The following is a 26,571-nucleotide window of genomic DNA, read 5'->3' on the forward strand; positions in this document are numbered from 1 at the left end:
CCGTAGGAGCAGACCTTGTCCGCGATGCTCGCGATTCGCGGATGAGATCCGCTTGTACATTTCTTCTGGGTCCCCGCCTTCGCGGGGAAGACGATGAAAAGCGTGCACCTTTTCTCGTCTCTCCCGTGAACGCGGGAGCCCAAAGGACAGTTGCTCCTACGGCACGTCGAGCTAGCCAACCCTCCCGGCCTTTGCGCTATCCTCGGGCCCAATTCGAACTCGCCCGAGGAGCCGTCATGCCGTCGCCCCGCCTGTTGCTTCCCCTGTCCCTGCTGTTGCTCGCCGGTTGCGCCAGCCAGAAGCCGGTGGTCAGCCTGGAAAGCGAGCACGACTGCAAACCGCTGAAACTGCACCAGGGCCAGGAACTGGTGCTGATGCTGCCGAGCAATCCCACCACCGGCTTCCGCTGGGAGATCCGCAATCCGGCGGCTAGCGTCCTCCACAGCCTCGGCCCCGAGGTCTACAACAACCCCGAGGACGCCGGCGTGGTCGGCAGTGCGGGCGAGTCCACCTGGCGCTTCCGCGTCGCCGGCACCGGCGAGGACCATCTGCAGCTGATCTACCACCGCCCCTGGGAACCCGAAGTCGCCCCCGAGCGCACCTTCGACTGCGCCATCAGCGCGCGCTGAGCAAGACGCCAAATACCACCCGGTCTGACGCGCCCGGCCTGGGCGCCGCCCCACCGATTGCGGCATGTTGGCGACTCCTGACCGACAAGGAGTCGCACATGCGCTGGCTACTGCCCCTGGCCGTTCTCGGCGGCCTCGCTCACCTGCTCGGCATGGCGCTGGATCTGCCCTGGCTGCGCATGCTGAGCAAACCGCTACCAATCCTCGCCCTGCTCCTGTGGGTTGGCGCCGCAAACCCCTCGGCCTACCGCCGCTGGATTCTGCTCGGCCTGGGCCTCTCGCTGCTCGGCGACATTCTGCTCGAATGGCCGCTCAACGCCTTCGTCCCAGGGCTCGCCACCTTCCTGCTCGCCCATGTCGCCTACCTGGTCGCCTACCTCAGCGAAACGCGGCGACTCGCCCCACTGGCTCTGGTCTGCGCGGCCCTGCCCGGCATCGGCCTGTTCCTGCTTCTCGACAGCCACGGATTGGGCGAACTGCGCCTGCCCATCGTCCTCTACAGCCTGACCATCAGCAGCATGCTCTGGCGCGCCCTGGCCCGCCTCGCCACGCCCATTTCACCCAGCGCCTGGTTGGCCGCCAGCGGGGCGCTGCTGTTCATGCTGTCCGACAGCATGATCGGCATCAGCCGCTTCCTGGACGCCTTCGACGGCTCCGGCTACGCCATCATGCTCACCTACTGGCTAGGCCAGCTCGGCATAGCTGCCTCGGTTAGTTTCGGGCGTAGGGCTCTGCCATACTCGCTGTCGGAATCCGCCACGTGAGCAATCCATGCTGCGATCCGCCATCGCTTCCCTGCTCTGTACAGCCGCCCTGGGCGCCGTCGCCGAACCCCTGCGCCTGGGCGGCGACGACTGGTGTCCGTACCTCTGCCCGGAGACACCCAACAAGCCCGGTTACCTGGTCGAGGGCCTGAGGCACCTGCTGCCCGAACCCCCCGAAGTCCAATCGCTGCCCTGGTCACGCGCCCTGCAGATGGCCCGCGACGGCCAACTCGACGGCGTGATCGGCGCCTACGCCGAGGAGGCCGAAGGCCTGCTGATCGGCCGCGAACCCATCGGCTGGGTGGAAATGCGCTTCTACACCCGTGCCGACAGTGCCTGGCAGTACCGCGGCCCGGCCTCGCTGGACAGCCTGAAGATCGGCCTGGTCCAGGGCTACTCCTACGGCCCGCAACTCGACGCCTGGCGCGACAGCCACCTCGACGCCCCTGAGCAGGTGCAGGTGCTCAGTGGCGAACGCGTGCTCGAGCGCAATCTGCAGAAGCTGCTGCTCGGACGCATCGATGTGCTGGTCGAGGACCATCGCATCGACGACCGCTACCTGCATCGGCAGCATCTCGACAAGCAGGTTCGCAGCGCGGGCGGCCTACCGCACAAACGCCCCATGTACGTCGCCCTCAGCCCGCACCTGAAAGACGCGGCGGCGCGACTCGAAGTGCTAGACCAGGGCCTGCGCCGCATGCGTGAAAGCGGCGCCTGGGAGCCTCTGATGCGCGGCTATCTGGTATCTGTCGACTGATGCGGACCATCCGAAGAAAAGTCCGGCAGGTACACGCCCCATCGTCTATAGATCAAGGTACTCGGAAGTATCGAATGGAGACGTTTCATGCGTGCTGAAGTCCGTTTGATGGTAGTGCTGTGCGCCTGTTTGATGCTTTCCGCGTGCGGCAGCCTGTTGCCCAGCGAACGTGCAGAAGTGCAGTCGCCGTTCCTCGATTACCAGGATGCCCAGCACCGCTACGAACAGGTCGTGCCCGGCAGGACCACGCGCTCCCAGCTCCTCAGCCTGGGCTTCGATCCGCTGAGCCAAGGCAACGCCAAGATGCTCTCGTTCATCGACGTGCGTCTGCTCTTCGTACAGCCGAACATTCCCATCGACTACCTGCCGGACGGCCTGGTGACCTGCCTGCAGGCCAAGGATCGTTGCATCGGTTACTCCTTCGACTTCAGCAAGACCGACAGCCAGCGCGTCGGCAGCTTCTGGGCCGACCTGTTCAACTTCCGCAAGCGCCGCCAGGTCCAGGGCTGGTCGTTCCGTCCGGTGTTCGTGCTGATCGACGATGTGGTGGTGCACAAGGTCAGCAACGGCGAACCGAACATCCGCCGCGTCGAAGACAAGAAGAACCCCCTCGGCCCGCTGCAAGGCGCCGGCGAATACTTCTCCGACCAGCTCAAGTAACCCCAGCCCCCGTCGCCCGACGGTTGGGCCGACCGCCCTGCTCGGCTACAATGCGCACCCGGCGCCAACCCTGGCGGTCCGCCGGCTTTCCGCAGCATCCGTACCGAGGCCCTTCGCGTGAGCGAATCTGATCGCATCTTCTCCCAGCCCCTGGACCACGTCGCCGACTTCACCTTCAACGAGGATGTGGCGCGCGTCTTCCCGGACATGATCAAGCGCTCGGTGCCGGGCTACCCGACCATCGTCGAGAATATCGGCGTGCTCGGTGCGCGCTTCGCCCAGCCGGGCAGCCGGCTCTACGACCTGGGCTGCTCGCTGGGCGCAGTGACCCAGGCGCTGCGCCGCCACGTGAAGACCGACGGTTGCCGGGTGATCGGCGTGGACAACTCCGCCGCCATGCTCGCCCGCTGCCGTGAATACCTCAGCGCACAGGACGCCATGTACCAGGAGCTGCTGCCCGCCGAATTGGTGGAAGCGGACATCCTGCAGATGGACTTCCAGCCCTGCGCCCTGGTGGCGCTGAACTTCACCCTGCAGTTCATCGAGCCGGAGCGTCGTCTGGAACTGCTGCAGCGCATCCGCCAGGCCCTGCTGCCCGGCGGCGCGCTGATCCTCTCGGAAAAACTGCGCTTCGCCGACGCCGCGGAGCACGAACTGCTCAATGAACTGCACCTGGACTTCAAGCGCGCCAATGGCTACAGCGAACTGGAAATCGCCCAGAAACGCACCGCCATCGAGAACGTGATGCGCCCCGACACCCTCGAGGAGCACCGCGAGCGCCTCGCGCAGGCCGGTTTCTCCAAGGTGGTGCTGTGGTTCCAGTGCCTGAACTTCGCCTCGCTGATCGCCCTGCCATGATCGAACGCTTCGCCCTCGACAGCCTCTGCCGGGAACTGGCCGGCACGCCCCTGCAAGCCTGGAGCGAATCCCTCGCCGGGCAACTCGCCGCCAAGATCGAAGACGGCCATGGCGACCTGGAGCGCTGGCTCGGCGCGGTCGACCAACTGCCCGAGATACGCACGCAAATCGTGGAGCTGGCCGAGCATTTCGCCCTGGAAGGCGATTGCGACGACGCGACCCGCCATACGCTGCGCAGTGCCCTGCAAGGCCTGATCCCGTGGCGCAAAGGGCCGTTCGACGTGTTCGGCGTGCACATCGACACCGAATGGCGCTCGGACTGGAAATGGGAGCGCGTCTCGCCGCACCTGGACCTGGCCGGCAAGCGCATCCTCGATGTCGGTTGCGGCAACGGCTACTACCAGTGGCGCATGCTCGGCGCCGGCGCGCGCAGCGTGGTGGGCGTCGATCCGAACTGGCTTTTCTTCTGCCAATTCCTGGCGATGAAGCGTTATCTGCCGGACCTGCCGGCCTGGCACCTGCCGCTGACGCTGGAAGAGCTGCCGGAGAAGCTGGAAGGCTTCGATACCGTGTTTTCCATGGGCGTTCTCTATCACCGCCGCTCGCCCATTGACCACCTCTACGCGCTCAAGGACTGCCTGCGCCGTGGTGGTGAACTGGTGCTGGAAACCCTGGTGGTGGAAGGCGACGTAAACACCGTGCTGGTGCCGGAAGACCGCTACGCGCAGATGCGTAACGTCTGGTTCCTGCCCTCGGTGCCGGCACTGGAGCTGTGGCTTCGCCGTGCCGGTTTCAGCGACGTTCGTTGCGTCGACCAGAGCCACACCACCGTGGAAGAGCAGCGCTCGACCCAGTGGATGCGCTACCAGTCGCTGCCGGAGTTCCTCGATCCGCACGACCACAGCCGCACCATCGAAGGCCTGCCGGCGCCGCTGCGCGCCACACTGGTGGCGCGCAAGCCCTGACAGTTATCTGGGTTCCCGCGTTCGCGGGAATGACGGATTCGAGGCTCACGCTTCCTGGCGTCATCCCCGCGAACGCGGGGACCCAGAATCGCGAGCTCAGCGGTTGGCCGCTGCCACGATCAGCGCCTTCATCTCCGCCACCGCCTGCTTGAAGCCGACGAACAGCGCGTGGGCCACCAGCGCGTGGCCGATGTTCAGCTCGTTGATGCCGGCGATTGCCGCCACCGGCTCGACGTTGTGGTAGTGCAGGCCGTGACCGGCGTTGACGATCAGCCCATGCGAAAGACCGAACTCCACGCCATCACGGATGCGCGCCAGCTCCTGGGCGGTTTCCGCAACGCTGTGGGCGTCGGCGTAGCGGCCGGTGTGCAACTCGATGGCCGGCGCGCCAACGCGGGCGGACGCCTCGATCTGCCGCGGATCGGCATCGATGAACAACGACACTTCGCAGCCGGCGGCGGCCAGGCGCTGCACGGCAGCATGGATGCGCGCTTCCTGTCCGGCGACGTCCAGGCCACCCTCGGTGGTCAGCTCCTGACGGGTTTCCGGGACCAGGCAGACGTGCGCCGGACGAATGATCTCGGCGAAGGCCATCATTTCCTCGGTGACGCCCATCTCGAAGTTCATGCGCGTCTGCAGCACTTCGGCGAGCACGCGTACGTCGCGGTCCTGGATGTGCCGGCGGTCTTCGCGCAGGTGCACGGTGATACCGTCGGCGCCGGCTTCCTCGGCGTCCAGCGCGGCCTTCACCGGGTCAGGGTATCGGGTGCCGCGAGCCTGGCGCAGGGTCGCCACGTGGTCGATGTTGACGCCCAGGAGGATGCGGTTGGCTTCAGTCACGGGGAGGTTCCTTACGATTCATGAAGAGTTCGCGGCTGACCAGTGGCCGGCCGCCGAGATGGGGTGCGAGGGCTTGGCGCATCAGGCGCTTGGCCGCGGCCAGGGCGCCGGGAGCACTCCAGTCCGCCTCGGCCATGGCCAGCAGGTCGGCGCCATGGAACAGCCCCGGCTGCAGCTCGCCCACCGGTTCCAGTCCGGCGTCCGGCAACAGGCGGTAAAGGCCCTTGGGTACCACGGCTTGTCCGACAATATCCCGATCGAGGGCGAAACCATAGCCCAGCTCGTCCAGCAGGCGCCATTCGAAAGCGCGCAGCAGTGGCTCCAGCGGGCGTCCGGCGGCAAGCAGTGGCAGGGTCGCGCAGTAGTGTTCGAAGAGGTCGGGATGCGGGACTTCCGCCGGTAGCAGCCGTATCAACAGCTCGTTCAGGTAGAGCCCGCTGAACAGCGCTTCGGCAGCCAGCAAGTTGGGAATGCCGGCGGCTTCGAGGCGCGAGACGTTCTTCAGCTCGCTGCGCCCGCGGAACTCAGCCTCCAACGGCACGAACGGCCGGGCCAGCGCGCCGGACTTGCCGCGCGCGCCACGCAGGACCGCGCGCAGGCGTCCCTCAGGCGTGAAAAAGTCCACCAGCGCGCTGGTTTCCTTGTAGGGACGGCTGTGCAGGATGAAGGATGGCAGGGGGACGCTGACGAGGCTCATGCGCGGGAGCGGCCTTCAGGCAGCCCGCAGGTGCAGGCTGCCCTGATGGAAATCAGAGGTCGCCGTAGCCCAGCGAACGCAAGGCGCGTTCGTCGTCGGACCAGCCGCCTTTGACCTTGACCCAGAGGTTGAGCATGACCTTGGAGTCGAACAGCACTTCCATGTCCTTGCGCGCGTTCTGGCCGATGCTTTTGATGCGCTCGCCCTTGTCGCCGATGATGATCTTCTTCTGGCCTTCGCGTTCCACCAGGATCAACGCGTGGATATGCAGGACGTTGCCTTCCTGCTTGAAGTCTTCGATCTCCACGGTGATCTGGTACGGCAGCTCGGCGCCAAGCTGGCGCATGATCTTCTCGCGCACCAGTTCCGCGGCGAGGAAGCGGCTGCTGCGGTCGGTGATCTGGTCTTCCGGGAAGAAGTGCTCGCTTTCCGGCAGACGCTCGGCAACCAGCTGCTCGAGCAGCTCGAGGTTCTGCCCGTGCTGGGCGGAAATCGGCACCACTTCGGCTTTCGGCAGTTGCTCGGTTAGCCATGCCAGGTGCGGCAGCAGCTCGGCCTTGTCTTCCATGCGGTCGACCTTGTTCACCGCGATCAGTACCGGGCAAGTGACGTGCACCACGCGGTCGAGAACCATCTGGTCCTCATCGGTCCAGCGCGTGCGGTCGACGACGAAGATCACCACGTCGACGTCCTTCAGCGCGGCACTGGCCGAGCGGTTCATGTAACGGTTGAGCGCCTTGTCGTTGTCCTTGTGCAGGCCGGGGGTGTCGACGTACACCGCCTGGATCGGACCTTCGGTCTTGATGCCCAGCAGGGTGTGGCGAGTCGTCTGCGGCTTGCGCGAGGTGATGGCCAGCTTCTGCCCGAGGATGTGGTTGAGCAGCGTCGACTTGCCCACATTGGGGCGGCCGACGATGGCGACGTAGCCGCAGCGGCTGAGGTCGTCGAGTTGTTCAGTCATGGCCATTCTCCACGCCCAGGGCCACCAGCGCGGCGGCGGCGGCCACCTGCTCGGCGATGCGGCGACTGCCGCCATGACCATGGGTCTTGTCGTTCAGCAGGGCCACTTCGCACTCGACGAAGAAGGTCCGGCAATGCGGTTCGCCCTGGATATCCACCACGTCGTAGCGCGGCAGTTCGCAGGCACGCGATTGCAGGAACTCCTGCAGGCGCGTCTTGGGGTCCTTGTTGGTGTCTACCGGGGTCAGCTCGCGCAGTTGCGGGCCGAGCCAGGCGAGGATGCGCTCGCGCGCGGAGTCCATGCCGGTATCCAGGTAGATGGCGCCGATCAGCGCTTCCATGGCGTCGGCGAGGATCGACTCGCGACGGAAGCCGCCGCTCTTGAGCTCGCCGGAGCCCAGGCGCAGGTAGTCGCCCAGCTCAAAGCCACGGGCCAGCAAGGCCAGGGTCTCGCCCTTGACCAGCCGCGCGCGCAGGCGCGACAGCTGCCCCTCGCGGGCCTGCGGGAAGTGGGTAAACAGCGCCTCGCCGATGACGAAGTTGAGGATGGCGTCGCCAAGGAACTCCAGGCGCTCGTTATTGCGCCCGGCGAAGCTGCGGTGCGTCAGGGCCAGGACCATCAGGTCCTGGTCCTTGAAGGTGTAGCCGAGCTTGCGCTCGAGTCGGTCCAGGGTATTGCTCACGGTGTTCTTACACGGAAGTCTTTGTCAAAGTGGACCACCAGATCGAGGTTCTCGATCAGCGGTTCGCGTTTTTCATATTTCAGGTGCACGCGGAACTCGTTGTTGTCCAGTTGCACATCCATCGCATCCTGAAGCTTCAGGTCACGAATGTTGTTGATGGTCAGCGCCTTGTCCACGTAAGAGTAGAACTCCGGGACGCTGCGCACCTCCGCGGCCTTGTCGGTTTCCACCGAAGTGATGGCTTTCTCGATGGAGTAATAGTCCAGGTAGTGCGGAATGATCTTGAACGCCGTACTGGCAAAAAACGCCACAATAGCCAGCACTACCATCCAGCCCAGCAGCGACAGCCCCTTCTGCGAATGCGCGTAAGTCATGGCGACCTCATTGTCGGTATGGTTCTTATGTCCCGCCGGTGGCGGTTCCAAGTGCAAGCGGGGCTGACCCGCTCCCCGCGTGCAGCCCCGCCTTATCGTTCTAGCACCGACTGCAGGGTCGGCGCTCGACGCATCTCACAATCAGTGAATCACGCCAACCCGCGAGAAGTTCGGCAGGTTGTGCAGCTTCGGATCCGGCCAGCTCATCCATACGGCAAATGCCTTGCCGACGATGTTGCGGTCCGGAACCATGCCCAGCAGCTGCTTGGGAATGCGCGGATCGTTCCAGTAGCGGCTGTCGTTCGAGTTGTCGCGGTTGTCGCCCATCATGAAGTAATGGCCGGCCGGCACCTGCCATTCGCGACCCGGCTCGATGCGGTAGCGAGTCATCTCCTGGCGGATCAGGTGTTCGACGTCACCCAGCTTTTCCTTGAACAGCGTAACGCTGCCCAGGCTGCCCGGCTCCTCGCCGAGCAGTTGCTGCGCCACCAACTGGTCGTTGATGTACAGGCGCTTGTCGCTGGTGTAGCGGATCTTGTCGCCCGGCACGCCAACCACACGCTTGATGTAGTTGATGTTCGGGTCGCTGGGATAGCGGAACACCATCACATCGCCGCGCTGCGGGTCGCCAACCGGGATCACCTTGGTGTCCAGCACCGGCAGGCGGATGCCGTAGGCGAACTTGTTGACCAGGATGAAATCACCGACTTCCAGGGTCGGCTTCATCGAGCCGGACGGAATCTGGAACGGTTCGACCAGGAAGGAGCGCAGCACCAGCACGATGAACAGCACCGGGAAGAAGGACTTGCCGTACTCGACCAGCACGGGCTCCTTGTTCAGCTTGTCCAGCACTTCCGGATCGGGCTCGGTGACCGAGCCCTGGTAGGCGGAGATGGCGGCTCGGCGACGCGGTGCGAAGAGCACCAGGTCGACCAGGGCCAGAGCGCCGCAAACGGCAACGGCGATCACCAGCAACAGCGGGAAATTCAGCGTCATAGAATCTAACTGTCCACTTTGAGCACGGCGAGGAAGGCTTCCTGCGGAATCTCCACGCTACCGACCTGTTTCATCCGTTTCTTACCGGCCTTCTGCTTCTCCAGCAGCTTGCGCTTACGGCTCACATCACCACCATAGCACTTGGCCAGCACGTTCTTCCTGAGCGCCTTGACCGTCGAACGGGCGATGATCTGCCCACCGATGGCCGCCTGAATCGCCACGTCGAACATCTGCCGCGGGATCAGCTCTTTCATCTTCTCCACCAGCTGACGGCCCTTGTAGGGGGCGTTGTCGCGGTGAACGATCAGAGCGAGGGCGTCTACCTTCTCGCCGTTGATCAGCACGTCGAGACGGACCAGGTTGGCCGGCTCGAAGCGGTCGAAGCTGTAGTCGAGCGAGGCATAGCCGCGGCTGGTCGACTTCAGGCGATCGAAGAAGTCCAGCACCACTTCGTTCATCGGCAGGTCGTAGATCACCTGGACCTGGCCGCTGAGGAAGTGCATGTCGCGCTGCACGCCGCGCTTCTCGATGCAAAGGGTGATGACGTTGCCCAGGTGCTCCTGGGGCACGAGGATGGTGGCACGGCAGATCGGCTCGCGCATCTCGTCGATGGACGAGATATCCGGCAGCTTGGACGGGTTGTCGACATAAAGGATGTCGCCGTTCTTCTGCACGATCTCGAAGATCACGGTCGGCGCGGTGGTGATCAGGTCCAGGTCGTATTCGCGCTCCAGGCGCTCCTGGATGATCTCCATGTGCAGCATGCCGAGGAAGCCGATGCGGAAGCCGAAGCCCAGGGCCTCGGAGCTCTCCGGCTCGTACTGCAGCGCAGCGTCGTTCAGGGTCAGTTTCTGCAGGGCTTCGCGGAAGTCCTCGAAGTCATCAGAGCTGACCGGGAAAAGTCCGGCGTAGACCTGCGGCTTGATACGCTTGAAGCCCGGCAGTACTTCCACGTCCGGGGTGTTGGACAGGGTCAGGGTATCGCCCACCGGCGCGCCCAGAATTTCCTTGATGCCGGCGATGATGAAGCCTACCTCGCCGGCCTTGAGGTCCGGAGTCTCGGTGTGCTTCGGTGTGAAAACGCCGACGCTGTCCACCTGGTGGACCTTGCCGGTGGACTTCACCAGGATCTTGTCGCCCTTCTTGACGCGGCCGTGCTTGACGCGCACCAGCGAGACCACGCCCAGGTAGTTGTCGAACCAGGAGTCGATGATCAGCGCCTGCAACGGCGCCTCGATCTCGCCCTCGGGCGGCGGAATGGTCGCGACCAGGCGCTCGAGCACCTCGTCAACACCCATGCCGCTCTTCGCGGAGCAGGCCACGGCGTCAGTGGCATCGATGCCGATGATGCTTTCGATCTCGTCCTTAACGCGGTCCGGATCGGCCTGCGGCAGGTCCATCTTGTTCAGCACCGGCATGACTTCCAGGCCCTGCTCGATGGCGGTGTAGCAGTTGGCCACCGACTGCGCCTCGACACCCTGGCCGGCATCCACCACCAGCAGCGCGCCCTCGCAGGCGGCCAGCGAGCGGCTGACTTCGTAGGTGAAGTCGACGTGGCCGGGAGTATCGATGAAGTTCAGCTGGTAGGTCTTGCCGTCCTTCGCGTTGTAGTGAAGGGTGACGCTGTGGGCCTTGATGGTGATGCCGCGCTCACGCTCGAGGTCCATGGAGTCGAGGACCTGGGCCTCCATCTCGCGGTCGGACAGACCACCGCACATCTGGATGAAGCGGTCGGCCAGGGTCGACTTGCCATGGTCGATGTGGGCGATGATGGAGAAATTGCGGATATGACTCAGGTCACTCACGGCTTGACACACTCGGAAGGCTGAAGGCGGTGATCCGCCGAAAAATAGCCGGGGAGTTTACCTGAAAATGCCGCGGCACGTCACGCCCGCGGCAGTTCGTCGGACATGAAAAAGGGCGGTGAACACCGCCCTTTTCCGTCCTAGCCGGTCAATCGCCCAGCTTGAAGGTGATGAAGCTGGCGCGCCCCTGACGAAGTACTCGCATGGAGACCGATTTGCCCTTGGGCAGCGCCTTGGCGATATCGGAGAATGCCTTGGCCGAATCCACCTGGCGGTTGTTCAGGTGGGTGATGACGTCCCCCGGACGCAGGCCGATCATCGCCGCCGGACCGTCCTGAACGTCCTTGATAACCACGCCACCCTTGATATCCAGGGTCTTGCGCTGATCGGCGCTGAGGTCGGATACGGTCAGGCCGAGGCTATTGCTGCTGCGCTCGGCACCTTGCCCTTCCATCGCGGCGACTTCGTCCTCTTCGTCCGGCAAACTGCCGATAGACATGTTCAGGGTCTTGCGCGAACCATCGCGGAATACGTCCAGAGACGCCTTGTCGCCCGGCTTCATGCCTCCGACCAGGTGCGGCAGATCGGCCGACTCGTTGATGGCTTGGCCGTTGAGGCTGAGGATCACGTCGCCAACCTGCAGGCCGCCCTTCGCTGCCGGGCCATCCTGTACCAGCTGGGCCACCAAGGCGCCGGCCGGCTTGTCCAGACCGAGGGATTCGGCGAGATCCTTGCTGACCTCCTGAATCACCACGCCGAGCCAGCCGCGGCTGACCTTGCCGCCTTTCTTCAGCTGATCGGCCACGTTCATCGCCACATCGATCGGAATGGCGAAGGACAGGCCCATGAAGCCACCGGACCGGGTGAAGATCTGCGAGTTGATACCGACCACTTCACCCTGCAGGTTCAGCAGCGGACCGCCGGAGTTGCCCGGGTTGATCGCCACGTCGGTCTGGATGAAGGGCACGTAGTTCTCGTTCGGCAGGCTGCGCCCCTTGGCGCTGACGATGCCGGCGGTCACCGAATGGTCGAAGCCGAACGGCGAACCGATGGCCAATACCCACTCGCCGACCTTGAGCTTGTCGGAGTCGCCGAACTTGAGGGTCGGCAGACCTTTCGCGTCGATCTTCAGCAGGGCCACGTCGCTGCGCGCGTCGGCGCCGATCAGCTTGGCCTTGTGCTCGCTGCGGTCGGACAGGCGGACGACGATCTCGTCGGCGTCGGCGACCACGTGGTTGTTGGTCAGCACGTAGCCATCGTCGGAGATGATGAAGCCCGAGCCCAGGGACTGGGCCTCGCGCTGCGCGCCGCGGGGCGGACGCTGACCACCCTGGCCACGCGGCATGCTGCGCTCGATGAAGTCGCGGAACATCGGCGGCAGGCCTTCAAGATCGGGCATCTGCCCGCTGGCGACCTGATCCGGCACCTTCTGCGTGGTACTGATGTTCACCACGGCCGGCGAGGCTTTCTCCACCAGTTGAGTGAAGTCAGGCAATTCAGCGCGGGCGACGGCTGTCAGGCTCAAAGCCAACAGGGCGACCATCGCAGCCATACTGCGTTTCAGGGTTTGCATGGACTACAGCTCCCGTATTGAAAGGGAAGTTTGACTAGGCGGGCCCCTCGGCCCTCGTGATCAGCGCGCGCAACACGACGGGTTGCGACGCCGGATCATCCGAATGGCGTCGCGCATGGCGACGCACCAGCAGCCAGGCCGCGAGGAATCCCGCCAGTCCAGCCACGATCAACCAGGAATCGCTCAGACCATAGCACTGCGCCAGCAGAGCGCCAGACAACAGTCCAAGCAGGGGAAGCAGGTAGAACATCAGGGCGCTTTTCAGCAGCAGGTCTTCGCGCAGGCCGAGCACCACGGAATCACCCATGTTCAGATGCAGATCACAGAGGGCGCGCACCTGCCCGCGCGAAGCGCCAGCGCCCAAACGCTGCAACACGCCTCGGCCGCAGCCGGCATTCGCGGCGCAACTGGAGCAGGTGCTCTGACGCAGGGTTTCGACCCAGACGGCGCCGGGCTCGACGCCAACCACCCGCCCCCGCTCTTCGATCACTGGCCGGCAGCCCCCTGCGCCCGGGGCCGTACCGACATGGCGATCCGCTCGGCGGTGCCACTGGGAATCTCACCGACGACAGTGACCATCATTCCGCCGTCTTCGGTATTCAAGCGCTTGGAGACTACCGCGGTCGGACCTAGCTGGGTCCGCGCATCGTCGATCTTGGCGCCGTGCAACGGCTCGATGAAGATCGAGAAACGCGCCAGACCATCGCCGTAATCGAGGCTGACGACTTGATCATCGGAAACCGAACTGCGGCGCATGAATGTGCTGCTGAGGGTAAAGCCGGGCGGAACCCACTCGGACTGCCAGGCTACTTTGGACGCCTCGCTGGGCTTGCCCTCGGGCACCGCCTGGCAGCTGTCCGAAGGCTTGAGGGCGTCATCCCCAGGAGCGTCGACGCTCAGCTGGGTGAACTGCAGGCGCTCGAGAATCTGCCCTTTCTCATTGAGCAACAAGGACTTCAGGGGCAACCCGGTTTCCTTGTCGATGTGCAGCTCGAATCCATAGCGATACTGGTCACGCGGGACCAACCCGACGACCACGGCATCGCGACCGGCGATTCGCGACTCACCGACCACACGCATGTCGTACCAGGAGGACAGGTCTGCAGCATTCAGCTGACGCGCTGGCCACAGCTGCCCCGCGCCGAGCTGGCCGGACATCCCACCGGCAATGCACTGGGTGACTCCGCCGGCGCGCACCACTTCCTGGCGCGGCCCGTCCAGCTGCAACAGGCGCTCGCGCACCGCACCGTCGCCGTTGACCTGATGCCAGATTTCATGGGTGGAGAAGACGCCGTTGCGCTCGTAGACGAAGGTGCCGTGGAAGCTCTGTCGCTGCTCGACACCCGCGAGGCGCTTGACCCAAGACATCGCATCGGCGGCTTGCACAGGACCTGTCAGCAAACCGCCAAGGACGAACAACAGAATGGTGGCGCGCATGTCGCTCCTTACTGGGTATCAGCGACTTTCCAGGCTCGCGGCACGCGCATAGGGCAAGGCGCTGTCAGTTCCGTTCACTGCCGACTGCTGGGCATGCTGACGGAGATACCCGGGAAGCCGCTGTTCATGCCAGGTGGTCGGGCTGCCCGAACCGCCAGTGATGACCTGCGGCGCGTCTTCATCCTGGTTGTAGCCAGCCAGAACTGCCGGCCCCTGCACCTGCGGAAGAGCAATCTGCGGGGTGGCGCCTTGCTGGGCCAGCGCACCAGGAGCAACGCTGTCATTTTGATGGTATAGACGAACACCCGCCAGAACGGCCAGCGTCACCGAGGCGGCGACCGCCAGACGGCCGACATTGCGCCACGGATTGCGGCGCGGTTGTGCCGGCGCAGCCTCTTCGGCCAGCGCAGCGGACACAGCGGCGGCGATGTCCAGCTTCGGCATCACCGGCTCGCGGTGCATGACTGAGCGTGCCAACTGGTAGCGCGACCAGGTCGCGCGCAATTCCGCATCTTCGCCGCAGGCTGCGAGCACGCGGCGCAGTTCGAGCTCATCCGCTTCGTTATCCATCACAGCGGACAGCGACTCCTGCAGGGCTTCACGACTCATGGCGTACCTCTCTTGGCTTTTGCCGCCGTATCAGGACTCATCATGCAGCAAAGGCTGCAAAGCTTTGTCTATCGCCTCCCGCGCACGGAAGATCCGTGAGCGGACGGTTCCCACCGGGCATTGCATCACGGTGGCGATATCCTCGTAGCTCAATCCCTCGAATTCGCGCAGGGTCAAAGCCGTACGCAAGTCCTCTGGCAACTGCTGGATGGTGCGATGGACCGTTTCCTCGATCTCATCCCGCAACATTGCCCGCTCCGGTGACTCGATATCCTTCAGCGCGTGATCGCCCTCGAAGAATTCCGCGTCCTCGGCTGTTACATCACTGTCTGGAGGCCGTCTACCGCGAGCCACCAAGTGGTTTTTCGCGGTGTTGATGGCAATCCGGTACAGCCAGGTATAGAAGGCACTTTCGCCGCGGAAGTTGCCCAAAGCGCGATACGCCTTGATGAATGCTTCCTGGGCGACATCCTGGGCCTCTTGGGCGTCGTGCACGAACCGCACGATCAGGCCGAGGATCTTGTGCTGGTACTTCATTACCAGCAGATCGAATGCCCGCTTGTCTCCGCGCTGTACCCGTTCTACCAGTTGCTGATCCTGTTCCTGGGTTAGCATGCATGCTCCTCTACGTGCCTGAAGGAGCTGCGAGTGCCCTGCATAATCACCTTGCCAAAATAGACTCGGACGTTTCGCAAAAGTTCTCCCCTCCAGGCGTACGCCGCACAGTTTTTTTTACCGCTTCGCGGAAACCGGCCCGAATTCTCTGTATCAGGCCGCTGAAATCACTGTAACGGACGAACAACCGCCGCCTTTTCCTGTCCACTTTTGATTACAGAAAAAGGCTTCAGACATTCACCGTTAGAACCGGAATGACTGGAAAAAGTTCCAGTCGCGACACCCGTGTACATGAGCTGCAGCCTGGGCGCTGCGCTGTACTCGGGCAGAAGGCCGCTATTGTGCCGCTCCCCCCATCTATATACTAGGCCGCCACCATCGGGAGTCAGCGCATGAGCGAGCATTTTCAGCATGATGTACTAGTGATCGGCAGCGGTGCTGCGGGCCTGACGCTGGCCCTCACCCTGCCTGATAACCTGCGCATCGCAGTGCTCAGCAAAGGCGAACTGGCGCAAGGCTCGACGTTCTGGGCCCAAGGTGGCGTCGCGGCAGTGCTTGACGACACCGACACCGTTGAATCCCACGTCGAAGACACCCTGAATGCCGGCGCCGGCCTCTGCCGCGAAGACGCCGTGCGCTTTACCGTCGAGCACAGCCGCGAATCCATCCAGTGGCTCATCGACCAGGGCGTACCCTTCACCCGCGACAGCGAACCGGCACGCGAGGATCGCGGCTTCGAGTTCCACCTGACCCGCGAGGGCGGCCACAGTCACCGGCGTATCATCCATGCCGCCGATGCCACCGGCGCGGCCATCTTCAACACCCTGCTGGAGAAAGCCAGGCAGCGTCCGAACATCGAATTGCTGCCGCAGCGGGTCGCCGTCGACCTGATCACCGAGCGCAAGCTGGGATTGCCCGGGCAACGCTGCCTCGGCGCCTATGTGCTGAACCGCGACAGTGGCGAGGTCGACACCTTCGCCGCGCGCTTCACCGTGCTTGCCTCCGGCGGCGCCAGCAAGGTCTACCTCTACACCAGCAACCCGGACGGCAACTCCGGCGACGGCATCGCCATGGCCTGGCGCGCCGGCTGCCGCGTCGGCAACCTGGAGTTCAACCAGTTCCACCCCACCTGCCTTTACCACCCGCAGGCCAAGAGTTTCCTGATCACCGAAGCGCTGCGCGGCGAAGGTGCGTACCTGCGCCTGCCCAGCGGCGAGCGCTTCATGAAACGCTTCGATCCGCGCGCCGAACTGGCGCCGCGGGACATTGTCGCCCGCGCCATCGACCACGAGATGAAACGCCTGGGTGCCGATTGCGTGTACCTGGACATCAGCCACAAGCCGGCCGAGTTCATCAAGGAACACTTCCCCACCGTCTACGAACGCTGCCTGGCATTCGGCATCGATATCACCCGAGAGCCGATCCCGGTGGTCCCTGCCGCCCACTACACCTGCGGCGGCGTATTGGTGGACGAGCACGGTCATACAGATGTCCCGGGCCTGTATGCCATCGGCGAAACCAGCTTCACCGGTCTGCATGGCGCCAATCGCATGGCCAGCAATTCGCTGCTCGAATGCTTCGTCTATGCCCGCTCGGCTGCCGCCGACATTCAGGTACGCCTGGCGCAGACGCCGGAGCCGCAAGCGCTGCCGAGCTGGGACGCCAGCCAGGTCACCGACTCCGACGAAGACGTGATCATTGCGCACAACTGGGACGAACTGCGGCGATTCATGTGGGACTACGTTGGCATCGTGCGCACCAACAAGCGCCTGCAACGTGCCGAGCACCGCGTACGCATGCTGCTCAGCGAGATCGACGAGTTCTACAGCAACTACAAGGTCAGCCGCGACCTGATCGAGCTGCGCAACCTGGCCCAGGTCGCCGAGCTCATCATCCATTCGGCCATGCGCCGCCACGAGAGTCGGGGCCTGCATTACACCCTGGACTATCCGCAGCAGTTACCTGAAGCGCACGACACTATTCTGGCGCCGCCCACCTATCACGACTGAAGCGCAAGCGCAGCCGCAGGCGCCGGTGTTCATCCGGCGCCAGGCTGTCGGCCGGCAGGCACAGACCGCGCGTGATGAGGCTGCCGGGCAACCGGAAACGCAACACGATCAGACTAGGCAGCGCCAGGCTGTCGGCACACAGCTGCACCGGGCTCCAGCCCTGGTGCGGACACCACAGCTGCCAGCCTTCGTTATCGTGACGCAGGGCGCCGAAGGATTGCGGACTTCGCAGCAGAATCTGTCGCGGCAATGCCCAGAGGGCGTGGGACAAGCAGAGCAGCAGACCCAGGATCTGCCAGAGAGGAGGTATGGCGGCAAGCAACAGCGCCGCGATGGCCAGCGCAAGGCAGGCCAGATATGCCGCCAGCAGCCAGGTGGAGGGCCGCCAGCGGCATTCGAAGGGATCAATGCGGCTGGACACGATCCAGGATCATGCGAACGATGTGGCGCAGGTCGGCATCTTCCGGCTCGCCGCGCTGCATGAACCAGCCGAACATGTCCTGGTCCTCGCACTCGAGCAGCTTGCGGAAGCGCGCCTGGTTCTCCGCGTCGAGACCCGGGTAGACCTCCTGCACGAAAGGCACCAGCAGCACGTCGAGTTCCAGCATGCCGCGGCGGCTGTGCCAGAAGAGTCGTTTCAGTTCGGTTTCGTCGGTCATCTGCGGTTCCTCGGCGCTACATCGAAAGCTCCCGGCAGGGCGCCAGCCCGATTCCGTGAAGCGAGCGGCATTATACGCATGCCCCGCCCTCCCGGCACCCGCTGACAAGCGCAGGTCCCGGCTCTATGATGAGGCCCCTAACTTTCTTCCAGCGACACGTAATGGCCGATTCCGCGCTCTACACCGCCCTGACCCACGAAGGGGTCCTTGCCATCCAAGGCGTGGACGCCAGCAAATTCCTCCAGGGCCAGGTCACCTGCAATCTCAACTACCTCGACGCCGGAACCTCCAGCCTGGGCGCGCGCTGTACGCCCAAGGGCCGCATGCTGTCCAGCTTCCGCATCCTCGCCCAGGGCGAAGGCTTCCTGCTGGCCATGGCCGCCGAGCTGCTGGAAGCGCAGCTGGCCGACCTGAAGAAGTACGCAGTCTTCTCCAAGGCCACCCTGAGCGACGCTAGCGGCGACTGGACGCGCTTCGGGTTGATCGGCGGCGACGCCGTGCTCGCCAGCCTGGATCTGACCCTTCCGGCTGCCACCGATAGCGTTGCCCGCGCCGGCGAGTTGCTTGCCGTTCGTCTGGGTGAAGGCCGCGCCGAACTCTGGGTGCCCGCCGCGCGCGCCGCAGAAATCCGCGAGCTGCTGGACGCCAGCCTGAACGAAGGCAACCTCAACGACTGGCTGCTGGCCCAAGTCCGCGCTGGCGTTGGCCAAGTCTTCGGCGCCACCCGCGAGCTGTTCATCCCGCAGATGATCAACCTGCAGGCTGTCGGTGGCGTGAGCTTCAAGAAAGGCTGCTACACCGGCCAGGAGATCGTCGCGCGCATGCAGTACCTGGGCCGCCTGAAGCGTCGCCTGTACCGCCTGGCGCTCGACGGCTCGGACCTGCCGGAAGCTGGTAGCGAACTGTTCTCGCCGGTGCACGGCACCAGCGTCGGCGAAGTGGTGCTGGCCGCGCGCGCGGACGCTGGCGTCGAGCTGCTCGCCGTGCTGACGGACGAATCCGTCACCGACGGCCGTATCCGTCTAGGCCAGGCAGAGGATGGCCCTGTGCTGCGCCTGCTGGATCTGCCTTACACGCTGGACAGCGACCGCGAGATCCAGCGCTGACCGAATTCCATGCCGGGTGGGGAGCCCGGCGTCCCTGAAGGAAACGCCATGAGCAAGCTTGCCGAGAAAGTACAACAAGACCTGCTGCGCGCCATCGACAACGACGAGCTGGTGCTGCCAACCCTGCCGGAAGTGGCTCTGCGCGTTCGCGAAGCGGCCGAGGACCCGGATGTCAGCATCCAGGACCTGAGCCGGGTGATCGGCAACGACGCCGCCCTCACCGCACGCATCATCAAGGTGGTGAACAGCCCGCTGCTGCGCACCAACAAGGAAATCACCGACTTGCAGATGGCCATCGGCCGCCTGGGCATCAACTACACCAGCAACCTGGCGACTGGCCTGGCGATGGAGCAGATGTTCCAGGCCACCTCCGACGTGGTCGACCGCAAGATGCGCGAAGTGTGGAACAAGAGCACCGAGATCGCCGGCATCTGCCACGCCCTGTGCCGCCACTACACCCGCCTGATGCCTGACCAGGCGACCCTCGCCGGCCTGGTACACCAGATCGGCGTGCTGCCGGTGCTGACCTATGCCGAGGAGCACAGCGAACTGCTGGCCGACTCCATCAGCCTCAATCACGTGATCGAGCGCATCCACCCGATCATCGGCGACCGCATCCTCAAGACCTGGGAATTCCCGGCGCCCATCGCCTCGGTGCCAAGCCAGTACCTGAACTTCGAGCGCGACTCGGCGAAGGTGGATTACGTCGATCTGGTTCAGGTCGCCACGCTGCAGAGCTACGTGGGCACCCAGCATCCGTACACGGCGATGGATTGGACGCGTATTCCGGCCTTCGCCAAGCTCGGCATCGACCCGAACGCCGACCTCAAGGACGACGAAGACCTATCGGCTGCCATGGAAGCTGCCATGGGCATGCTCCAGTAACGTCCGCACCACGGCCGCGCCGAGCACTCACTCGGCGCGCGCCAATTCCTCCACCGGGAAATTAACCCGGACCAGCAGCCCGCCCAGTTCGCCATACGCCAGCTCGATGCGCGCGCGGTGAGCACTGCAGATCTCCCCGACGATAGCCAACCCCAGACCGGTACCTTGCTGCCTACGCCGATAGAAGCGCTGGAAGACCTTGTCGCGCTCCTCGAGCGGAATACCGGGCCCGTCGTCTTCCACTTCCAACACCGCCGCCGGGCCGACGCGGATGACCACGCTGCTGGCGGCATGCGCCAGCGCGTTGTCCACCAGGTTGGCGAGCAGCTCATGCAATAGCGTCGGATCGCCCTTGATCCAGGCGGCGCTGTCCGCCTCGAAGGCCAGCTCGATACCCCGCGCATGAGCCAGCGGCGCCAACACCATGCCCTGCTCGCGCGCCAGTTGGCCGAGTTCGATGAGCTCCCCGCCCCCCTCGGCAATAGCGCGTGCGCCACTTTCGATCCGTGCCAGCGAAAGCAGCTGGTTGGCCAGGCCGGTGACCTTGTCGGTGTACTGCACGGCCTCTTCGAGCGTCGAACGCCAGCGTTGCGGATCGTCTTCGCGCAGGCCCAGTTCCAACCGCGCCTTCAAGGCCGCGAGTGGAGTGCGCAGTTCGTGGGAGGCATCGGCGATGAAGTGCGACTGACGCTCGAACAGGCCGAGTAGACGTGCGGTGAAATGGTTGAGCGCCGCAACAAGCGGGCGCAGCTCTCGTTGCACGCGGACCAGCGGCAGCGGCCGCAGGTCGTCGGGCTGGCGCTCCTCCACCGCGGCGCGCAGCCGATCGAGCGGGCGCAAGCCGGCACTCACCGCGTACCAAACCATCGCCAGCGCGGCCAGGGCCGACAACGCCAGGTTCAGCAGGGTATCGGCGAGCAGGTCGCGGGCGAGACGCTCGCGCGCGCCCAGGGTTTCCGCCACGCGGATTTCCGCCATGCCGTTGACCGTCGGCTGGCTCACCGGCTGGGCCAGGCTGACCACGCGCACGTCCTGGCCCTGGAATTCAGCATCGTAGAAACGCGCCAGCGCCGGATAGTCATTGGTGCGCGGCGTGCCCGGCGGCGGTGGCGGCAGGTTTTCGTAGCCGGAGATGGACTGCCCCTGGGTGTCGATCACCTGGTAGAAGATGCGCCCGGCACTGTCGTAGGCGAAGCTGTCCAAGGCCACGTAGGGCACGTTGGCGCGCAGTGCGCCGTTGCTGTCGTAGAGCCCGCTGGCTATGTCCCGCGCCGAGGCCAGCAGGGTGCGGTCGTAGGCGATGTCCGAGGCATGCCGGGCGCGCCAGTAGGTGGCCACGCTGCCCAGCAGCAACAGCACCAGCAGCATGGCGCCGAGCCGCCAGAGCAGGCGCCCGCGCAGGCTGCCCGTGCCGGGCAGGCGTGCCTCAGGCATCCAGGGCCTCGAGCAGGTAGCCCAGCCCGCGGAAGGTGACGATGCGCACGCCGCTGCCTTCGAGCTTCTTGCGCAGGCGGTGCACGTAGATTTCGATGGCGTCGGCGCTGGCCTCCTGGTCCAGGCCAAATACCTGGGCCGCCAGTTGCTCCTTGCTCATCACCCGACCGGGCCGGGCGATCAGGGCCTCCAGCACGGCCTGCTCGCGGGAGGTCAGGGTCAGCCCCTCGCCGCCCAGGGAGAAACGCCGCGCCCCCAGGTCGTAGACAAGGTTGCCGCAACTCTGCTGCTGCTCGCCGCCGAGCACGCTACGCCGCAGCAGTGCCTTCACCCGCGCCTCCAGCTCGCTCAACTCGAATGGCTTGGCCAGGTAATCGTCGGCCCCGAGATTGAGCCCGTGCACGCGGTCCTTCACTTCGCCGCGCGCGGTCAGCATCAGCACCGGCAGGGTCTTGCCGCGCCCGCGCAGGCGCGCCAGCACCTCGAAGCCGTCCAGGCGCGGCAGGCCGACGTCGAGGATTGCCAGGGCGTATTCCTCGCTGGCCAGCGCCAGGTCGGCGGCAATGCCGTCGCGCAACAGGTCCACCGTCCAGCCGGCGCCCTTGAGGGCCTGCTGCACGCTCTCGCCGAGCTGGGGATGGTCTTCGACCAGCAGAATGCGCACCGCGGTAGTCCTCGCTCGGGATGGGATGACCGCGCAGTTTACTCGTCCGTGGGCGCCTGTGAATGGCTGAAAGCCTGGTGAAAGGCAGCGGCGCTAGGATCGCCGGCAGACGACGTAGATCGTCCCCGATTCGGAAGGCGGCGTGGCGCCTCCGCGACAAGAACAAGAAATGGAGACCACCGATGCTGACTGCCCAGCAGCCTGAGCGCACAGCCGTTCCCGCTTATTTCCGCCTGATTCCCGCCGCCCTCGCCCTCGGCGGCCTGGCTGGCGAAGCCAACGCCAGTGGCTTCATCGAAGACAGCAGCCTCAAGCTGCAAGCCCAGAACATCTACTTCAACCGCGACTTCCGCGACGGCGCCGGCCAGTCCAAGCGCGAAGAGTGGGCACAAGGCTTCATCCTCGACTATCAGTCCGGCTACACCGACGGCACCGTCGGCATCGGCCTCGACGCCCTGGGCATGCTCGGCCTGAAGCTCGATTCCAGCCCCGAACGCACCGGCACCGGCCTGCTGCCGACCCACGACGACGGCCGCGCCGCCGACGAGTACAGCAAGCTCGGGCTGACCGCGAAGTTCAAGGTGTCGAAAAGCGAGCTCAAGCTCGGCAGCCTGATCCCCGACCTGCCCACTCTGCAGCCCAACGACAGCCGGCTGTTCCCACAGACCTTCGAGGGCGGCCTGCTGGAGTCGCGCGACCTGCCCGGCCTGGACTTCACCGGCGGACGCCTGGAGAAGGCCAAGGACCGCGACTCCACAGACTTCCAGGACCTGGCGCTGAACAACAAGAACAAGCGCTTCCTCGGCACCGTGGCCGGCGAGCATTACGACCTCGCAGGCGGCGACTACAAGTTCAACGACAGCCTCACCGGCCGCTATCACTACGCCGAACTGGACGAGGTCTACCGCCAGCACTTCGTCGGCCTGCTGGCCAGCCACAAGCTCGGCGACGGCAAGTTCAGCGCCGACCTGCGCCTGGCCATCAGCGACGACGACGGCTCCGCCCGAGGCGGACGCATCGACAACCGCGCCTTCAACGGCATGCTCGGCTACGCCATAGGCGCGCAGAAGTTCAGCGCCGCCTGGCAGCAGATGGATGGCGACAGCGCCTTCCCCTACATCGATGGCAGCAACCCCTACCTGGTGAACTTCGTGCAGATCGGCGACTTCGCCGACGCCCACGAGCGCTCCTGGCAACTGCGCCACGACTTCGACTTCGCCGCCTTCGGCCTGCCCGGGCTGAGCCTGATGAACCGCTACGTGAAGGGCGACAACGCCGAGATCAACGGGCGCAGCGGCGAAGGCCGCGAATGGGAGCGCAACACCGACCTCAAGTACGTCGTGCAGAGCGGCCCGTTGAAGGACTTCGGCGTACGCGTACGCAATGCGACCTACCGCTCCAACTTCACCCGTGACGCCGATGAAACCCGCATCTACCTGACCTACTCCGTGGCGATCTGGTAAACCAACAACAAGAACGAGGCCTCCGAAAATGACCAAACTCCGCACCCTTCCCCTGCTGCTCGCCGCCGGCGCCCTGCTCGCCAGCAGTGTCGCCCTGGCCGAACCCAAGCGTCCGGAATGCATCGCCCCGGCGGCGCCCGGCGGCGGCTTCGACCTGACCTGCAAGCTGGCGCAGAGCGCCCTGCTCGAACAGAAGATGCTGGCCAGCCCCATGCGCGTGACCTACATGCCCGGCGGCGTCGGCGCCGTCGCCTACAACGCCGTGGTCGCCCAGCGCCCGGCCGACGGCAACGCCATCACCGCCTTTTCCAGCGGCTCGCTGCTGAACCTCGCCCAGGGCAAGTTCGGCCGCTACGACGAGAACGCGGTTAAGTGGCTCGCCGCCATCGGCACCAGCTATGGCGCCATCGCCGTGCGTGCCGACTCACCGTACAAGAACCTCGCCGACCTGGTCGCCGCGCTCAAGGCCGACCCGAGCAAGGTGGTGATCGGCTCCGGCGGCACTGTCGGCAGCCAGGACTGGATGCAGACCGCGCTGCTGGCCAAGGCCGCCGGCATCGATCCGAAGCAGCTGCGCTACGTCGCGCTGGAAGGCGGTGGCGAGATCGCCACGGCGCTGCTTGGCGGGCATATCCAGGTCGGCAGCACGGATATCTCCGACTCCATGCCGCACATCCGCGCCGGCAAGATGCGCATGCTCGCAGTGTTCTCCGAGGAACGCCTGAAGGACGAAGGCATGACCGACATCCCCACGGCCAAGGAGCAGGGCTTCGATATCGTCTGGCCGGTGGTGCGTGGTTTCTACGTCGGGCCGAAGGTCAGCGACGAGGACTACCAGTTCTGGAAGGCCTCCTTCGACAAGCTGCTGGCATCCGAGGACTTCGCCAAGCTGCGCGACCAGCGGGAGCTCTTCCCCTTCGCCATGACCGGCCCAGAACTGGATAGCTACGTGAAGCAGCAGGTCACGCACTACCGCCAACTGGCCCAGGAATTCGGCCTCATCCAGTAAGCCGCGAGGACTCGCCCATGCACGCTCATTCGCTGCCCCAGCGCCTGTTCGCCGGCGCCTGGCTGCTGGCCTGTCTCGGCCTGGCCATGGAGGCCTGGCACTACCAGGCCGCCTTCTCCTACGAACCGGTGGGCCCGCGCGCCTACCCCCTGCTCTGCCTGGGCCTGATGGTGATCGGCCTGGCCTGGCTGATCCTGCGCCCGGCTCCCGCGCGGGAGGACGACGAAGCGCCGCTGGAAGGCGCGCTGCTGCGCAAGGTGGTCGCCTGCGTCGCCCTGCTGCTGGTCTACGCCGGGCTCTTCGAACCCCTGGGCTTCATCCTCTCCAGCGCCCTGGTCGGCAGCTTCATCGCCCTGCTCTATGGCGGACGCCCGGCCCACAGCGTGATTACCTGCAGCCTGCTGGCCGTCGGCCTGTTCCTGCTCTTCGACCACGCCCTGGACGTGCCGCTGCCGCGCGGCGTGCTCGACGCCCTGCCCTTCTGAGGAATTCGCCATGGATACCCTGAACTACCTCGGCCAGGGCTTCGAAGTCGCCCTGACCCCATACAACCTGGCCACCGCCCTGGCCGGCACCCTGATCGGCACCGTGGTCGGCCTGCTCCCCGGCCTCGGCCCGATCAACGGCGTCGCCCTGCTGATCCCGGTGGCCTTCGCCCTCGGCCTGCCACCGGAGTCGGCGCTGATCCTGCTGGCTGCGGTCTACCTGGGCTGCGAATACGGCGGGCGAATCTCGTCGATCCTGCTGAACATCCCCGGCGAAGCCTCCACCGTGATGACCACGCTCGACGGCTACCCCATGGCGCGCCAAGGGCTGGCCGGCGTGGCGCTGTCGCTGTCGGCATGGAGCTCGTTCATCGGTGCCTTCATCGCCACCTGCGGCATGGTGCTGTTCGCCCCGCTCCTGGCGAACTGGGCGATCGCCTTCGGGCCTGCGGAGTACTTCGTGCTGATGGTCTTCGCCATAGTCGCGCTCGGCGGACTGGCCGGCGACCGGCCGCTGAAGACCCTGCTCGCAGCGCTGCTCGGGCTGTTCCTGTCGAGCGTCGGCATCGACGCCAACAGCGGCGTGTACCGCTTCACCTTCGACAGCATCCACGTCGCCGACGGTATCCAGTTCGTGGTGCTGGTGCTGGGCCTGTTCTCGGTCAGCGAGATCCTCCTGCTGCTGGAGAAGACCCACCACGGCCACAAGGCGGTTGAAGCCAGCGGGCGCATGCTGTTCAACCTCAAGGAAGCGACCTCGGTATTCGTCATCAACCTGCGCTGCGGCGTGCTCGGCTTCATCATGGGCGTGCTGCCCGGCGCCGGCGCGACCCTGGCCAGCGCCGTGGCCTACATGACCGAGAAGCGCCTGGCCGGTGACAAGGGCAAGTTCGGCCAGGGCGACCTGCGCGGCCTGGCCGCTCCGGAAACTGCTATCGGCGGCGCGGCCTGCGGCGCCCTGGTGCCGATGCTGACCCTCGGCGTGCCCGGCTCCGGCACCACCGCAGTGATGATCGGCGCGCTGAGCCTGTACAACATCACCCCCGGCCCGCTGCTGTTCCAGGAACAGCCGAACATCGTCTGGGGTCTGATCGCCTCGCTGTTCGTCGCCAACGTCATGCTGATCATCCTCAACGTGCCGATGGTCCGCGTGTTCACCCGCATCCTCTCGGTGCCGAACTGGGCGCTGGTGCCGGGCATCGCGATCATCACCGCCATCGGCGTTTATGCGGTGCATGCGACCACCTTCGATCTGTTCCTCATGGTCGCCATCGGCATCCTCGGCTACCTGCTGCGCAAGCTCGACTTCCCGCTCTCGCCGCTGCTGCTGGGCTTCATCCTCGGCGGCCTGATGGAGCAGAACCTGCGCCGCGCGCTGTCAATCTCCAACGGCGAGATGAGCATCCTCTGGTCCAGCCCCATCGCCATCGGCACCTGGGCCCTGGTGGCGCTGATGCTGGCCCTGCCGTTCTATCGCGCCTGGCGCAAGCGCATGGCTCGCAGCGCGGCCCAGCCGGCCAGCGCCTGAGTCCGCCACAACCACGCTCGCCACGCTCCGGCATGGCGACTTTCAGACCCGCCCCGCGCGGGTCTCTTTTTTTGCCCGGCGATCAGCGTCCTCGCTCCTACAGGAAA

The 26,571-nt window shown here is 65.2% G+C and carries 29 protein-coding genes; 13 read left to right on the plus strand and 16 right to left on the minus strand.

Annotated features, from left to right (window positions below; translation table 11 throughout):
- The first annotated feature begins 236 nt into the window (after window positions 1-236).
- From ACA097_RS05750 to cmoB, 6 genes are all read left to right on the plus strand, one after another.
- On the plus strand, window positions 237-629 hold the full coding sequence (locus tag ACA097_RS05750; protein WP_371369057.1) for a protease inhibitor I42 family protein: 393 nt from the start codon (window positions 237-239) through the stop codon (window positions 627-629).
- 98 nt (window positions 630-727) lie between these two features.
- Window positions 728-1,393, plus strand: coding sequence for a lysoplasmalogenase (locus ACA097_RS05755; RefSeq protein ID WP_371369059.1), 666 nt, complete (start codon window positions 728-730; stop codon window positions 1,391-1,393).
- 7 nt (window positions 1,394-1,400) lie between these two features.
- Entirely contained in the window at window positions 1,401-2,150 is a 750-nt protein-coding gene (locus ACA097_RS05760; RefSeq protein WP_371369061.1) for a substrate-binding periplasmic protein, read from the plus strand.
- Window positions 2,151-2,237: 87 nt separating this feature from the next.
- On the plus strand, window positions 2,238-2,810 hold the full coding sequence (locus ACA097_RS05765) for a hypothetical protein (protein WP_043250253.1): 573 nt from the start codon (window positions 2,238-2,240) through the stop codon (window positions 2,808-2,810).
- A gap of 117 nt (window positions 2,811-2,927) precedes the next feature.
- On the plus strand, window positions 2,928-3,668 hold the full coding sequence (gene cmoA, locus ACA097_RS05770; protein ID WP_043250251.1) for a carboxy-S-adenosyl-L-methionine synthase CmoA: 741 nt from the start codon (window positions 2,928-2,930) through the stop codon (window positions 3,666-3,668).
- Entirely contained in the window at window positions 3,665-4,633 is a 969-nt protein-coding gene (gene cmoB, locus ACA097_RS05775) for a tRNA 5-methoxyuridine(34)/uridine 5-oxyacetic acid(34) synthase CmoB (RefSeq protein WP_043250248.1), read from the plus strand. The genes cmoA and cmoB overlap by 4 nt, the downstream gene beginning before the upstream one ends.
- A gap of 96 nt (window positions 4,634-4,729) precedes the next feature.
- Here cmoB and pdxJ read toward each other — a convergent pair whose 3' ends face one another.
- The 12 genes from pdxJ to rpoE all read right to left on the minus strand — a co-directional run bounded on the left by pdxJ (window position 4,730) and on the right by rpoE (window position 15,222).
- Complete coding sequence (gene pdxJ / locus ACA097_RS05780; RefSeq protein WP_371369064.1) at window positions 4,730-5,473, minus strand: pyridoxine 5'-phosphate synthase; 744 nt, start codon at window positions 5,471-5,473, stop codon at window positions 4,730-4,732.
- Window positions 5,466-6,170, minus strand: a complete 705-nt coding sequence (gene recO, locus ACA097_RS05785; protein WP_371369067.1) for a DNA repair protein RecO — start codon at window positions 6,168-6,170, stop codon at window positions 5,466-5,468. Before recO ends, pdxJ begins: the two co-directional genes overlap by 8 nt.
- A 52-nt stretch (window positions 6,171-6,222) precedes the next feature.
- On the minus strand, window positions 6,223-7,137 hold the full coding sequence (era, locus tag ACA097_RS05790) for a GTPase Era (protein ID WP_371369070.1): 915 nt from the start codon (window positions 7,135-7,137) through the stop codon (window positions 6,223-6,225).
- Entirely contained in the window at window positions 7,124-7,813 is a 690-nt protein-coding gene (gene rnc / locus ACA097_RS05795) for a ribonuclease III (protein ID WP_371369073.1), read from the minus strand. Before rnc ends, era begins: the two co-directional genes overlap by 14 nt.
- A complete protein-coding gene (locus ACA097_RS05800) occupies window positions 7,810-8,187 on the minus strand; it encodes a DUF4845 domain-containing protein (RefSeq protein ID WP_371369075.1) in 378 nt (125 codons plus the stop codon). Before ACA097_RS05800 ends, rnc begins: the two co-directional genes overlap by 4 nt.
- Window positions 8,188-8,328: 141 nt before the next feature.
- Window positions 8,329-9,183, minus strand: coding sequence for a signal peptidase I (gene lepB / locus ACA097_RS05805; protein ID WP_371369078.1), 855 nt, complete (start codon window positions 9,181-9,183; stop codon window positions 8,329-8,331).
- 5 nt (window positions 9,184-9,188) lie between these two features.
- Window positions 9,189-10,988: a translation elongation factor 4 gene (lepA, locus tag ACA097_RS05810; RefSeq protein ID WP_043250233.1), complete on the minus strand. Its 1,800-nt coding sequence runs from the start codon at window positions 10,986-10,988 to the stop codon at window positions 9,189-9,191.
- A 148-nt stretch (window positions 10,989-11,136) separates the two neighbouring features.
- Entirely contained in the window at window positions 11,137-12,561 is a 1,425-nt protein-coding gene (locus ACA097_RS05815) for a DegQ family serine endoprotease (protein WP_043250230.1), read from the minus strand.
- 34 nt (window positions 12,562-12,595) lie between these two features.
- Window positions 12,596-13,051 (minus strand): SoxR reducing system RseC family protein, encoded by a 456-nt coding sequence (locus ACA097_RS05820; RefSeq protein ID WP_371369081.1) that lies wholly within the window; start codon window positions 13,049-13,051, stop codon window positions 12,596-12,598.
- A complete protein-coding gene (locus tag ACA097_RS05825; RefSeq protein WP_043250225.1) occupies window positions 13,048-13,998 on the minus strand; it encodes a MucB/RseB C-terminal domain-containing protein in 951 nt (316 codons plus the stop codon). The genes ACA097_RS05820 and ACA097_RS05825 overlap by 4 nt, the downstream gene beginning before the upstream one ends.
- 18 nt (window positions 13,999-14,016) lie before the next feature.
- The gene (locus ACA097_RS05830; protein ID WP_043250223.1) at window positions 14,017-14,607 is read right to left on the minus strand and encodes a sigma-E factor negative regulatory protein; all 591 of its coding nucleotides are present in this window, start codon (window positions 14,605-14,607) and stop codon (window positions 14,017-14,019) included.
- 30 nt (window positions 14,608-14,637) lie between these two features.
- Window positions 14,638-15,222: an RNA polymerase sigma factor RpoE gene (gene rpoE / locus ACA097_RS05835; protein ID WP_043250221.1), complete on the minus strand. Its 585-nt coding sequence runs from the start codon at window positions 15,220-15,222 to the stop codon at window positions 14,638-14,640.
- 392 nt (window positions 15,223-15,614) lie between these two features.
- Here rpoE and nadB point away from each other — a divergent pair, with 392 nt between their 5' ends.
- Window positions 15,615-17,231 (plus strand): L-aspartate oxidase, encoded by a 1,617-nt coding sequence (gene nadB / locus ACA097_RS05840; RefSeq protein ID WP_043250219.1) that lies wholly within the window; start codon window positions 15,615-15,617, stop codon window positions 17,229-17,231.
- On the opposite strand, the gene ACA097_RS05845 is transcribed toward nadB, so the two are convergent.
- Together ACA097_RS05845 and ACA097_RS05850 are read right to left on the minus strand one after the other, a co-directional pair.
- Window positions 17,200-17,652, minus strand: a complete 453-nt coding sequence (locus ACA097_RS05845) for a protein YgfX (protein WP_043250217.1) — start codon at window positions 17,650-17,652, stop codon at window positions 17,200-17,202. The two genes, nadB and ACA097_RS05845, sit on opposite strands and share 32 nt — an antisense overlap.
- Complete coding sequence (locus ACA097_RS05850) at window positions 17,636-17,890, minus strand: succinate dehydrogenase assembly factor 2 (protein ID WP_043250215.1); 255 nt, start codon at window positions 17,888-17,890, stop codon at window positions 17,636-17,638. The genes ACA097_RS05845 and ACA097_RS05850 overlap by 17 nt, the downstream gene beginning before the upstream one ends.
- Before the next feature lie 161 nt (window positions 17,891-18,051).
- Here ACA097_RS05850 and ACA097_RS05855 point away from each other — a divergent pair, with 161 nt between their 5' ends.
- Together ACA097_RS05855 and ACA097_RS05860 are read left to right on the plus strand one after the other, a co-directional pair.
- The gene (locus ACA097_RS05855; RefSeq protein ID WP_043250213.1) at window positions 18,052-18,996 is read left to right on the plus strand and encodes a folate-binding protein YgfZ; all 945 of its coding nucleotides are present in this window, start codon (window positions 18,052-18,054) and stop codon (window positions 18,994-18,996) included.
- Between the two features lie 48 nt (window positions 18,997-19,044).
- Complete coding sequence (locus ACA097_RS05860; protein WP_043250210.1) at window positions 19,045-19,881, plus strand: HDOD domain-containing protein; 837 nt, start codon at window positions 19,045-19,047, stop codon at window positions 19,879-19,881.
- A 27-nt stretch (window positions 19,882-19,908) separates the two neighbouring features.
- Here ACA097_RS05860 and ACA097_RS05865 read toward each other — a convergent pair whose 3' ends face one another.
- Entirely contained in the window at window positions 19,909-21,300 is a 1,392-nt protein-coding gene (locus ACA097_RS05865; RefSeq protein WP_371370485.1) for a sensor histidine kinase, read from the minus strand.
- Window positions 21,301-21,307: 7 nt separating this feature from the next.
- Complete coding sequence (locus ACA097_RS05870; RefSeq protein WP_371369087.1) at window positions 21,308-21,979, minus strand: response regulator; 672 nt, start codon at window positions 21,977-21,979, stop codon at window positions 21,308-21,310.
- 182 nt (window positions 21,980-22,161) lie between these two features.
- Here ACA097_RS05870 and ACA097_RS05875 point away from each other — a divergent pair, with 182 nt between their 5' ends.
- Genes ACA097_RS05875 through ACA097_RS05890 form a run of 4 tightly spaced genes read left to right on the plus strand, consistent with a single transcriptional unit; the run spans window position 22,162 to window position 26,464 of the window.
- Entirely contained in the window at window positions 22,162-23,442 is a 1,281-nt protein-coding gene (locus tag ACA097_RS05875; RefSeq protein ID WP_371369091.1) for an OprD family porin, read from the plus strand.
- Between the two features lie 28 nt (window positions 23,443-23,470).
- Entirely contained in the window at window positions 23,471-24,451 is a 981-nt protein-coding gene (locus ACA097_RS05880) for a tripartite tricarboxylate transporter substrate binding protein (RefSeq protein ID WP_043250201.1), read from the plus strand.
- 17 nt (window positions 24,452-24,468) lie between these two features.
- On the plus strand, window positions 24,469-24,936 hold the full coding sequence (locus ACA097_RS05885; RefSeq protein ID WP_371369093.1) for a tripartite tricarboxylate transporter TctB family protein: 468 nt from the start codon (window positions 24,469-24,471) through the stop codon (window positions 24,934-24,936).
- A gap of 10 nt (window positions 24,937-24,946) precedes the next feature.
- On the plus strand, window positions 24,947-26,464 hold the full coding sequence (locus ACA097_RS05890) for a tripartite tricarboxylate transporter permease (RefSeq protein ID WP_371369095.1): 1,518 nt from the start codon (window positions 24,947-24,949) through the stop codon (window positions 26,462-26,464).
- Window positions 26,465-26,571 lie beyond the last annotated feature (107 nt).

Source organism: Pseudomonas sp. QL9, assembly GCF_041409665.1.
GTDB classification, from domain to species: Bacteria; Pseudomonadota; Gammaproteobacteria; order Pseudomonadales; family Pseudomonadaceae; genus Pseudomonas; species Pseudomonas knackmussii.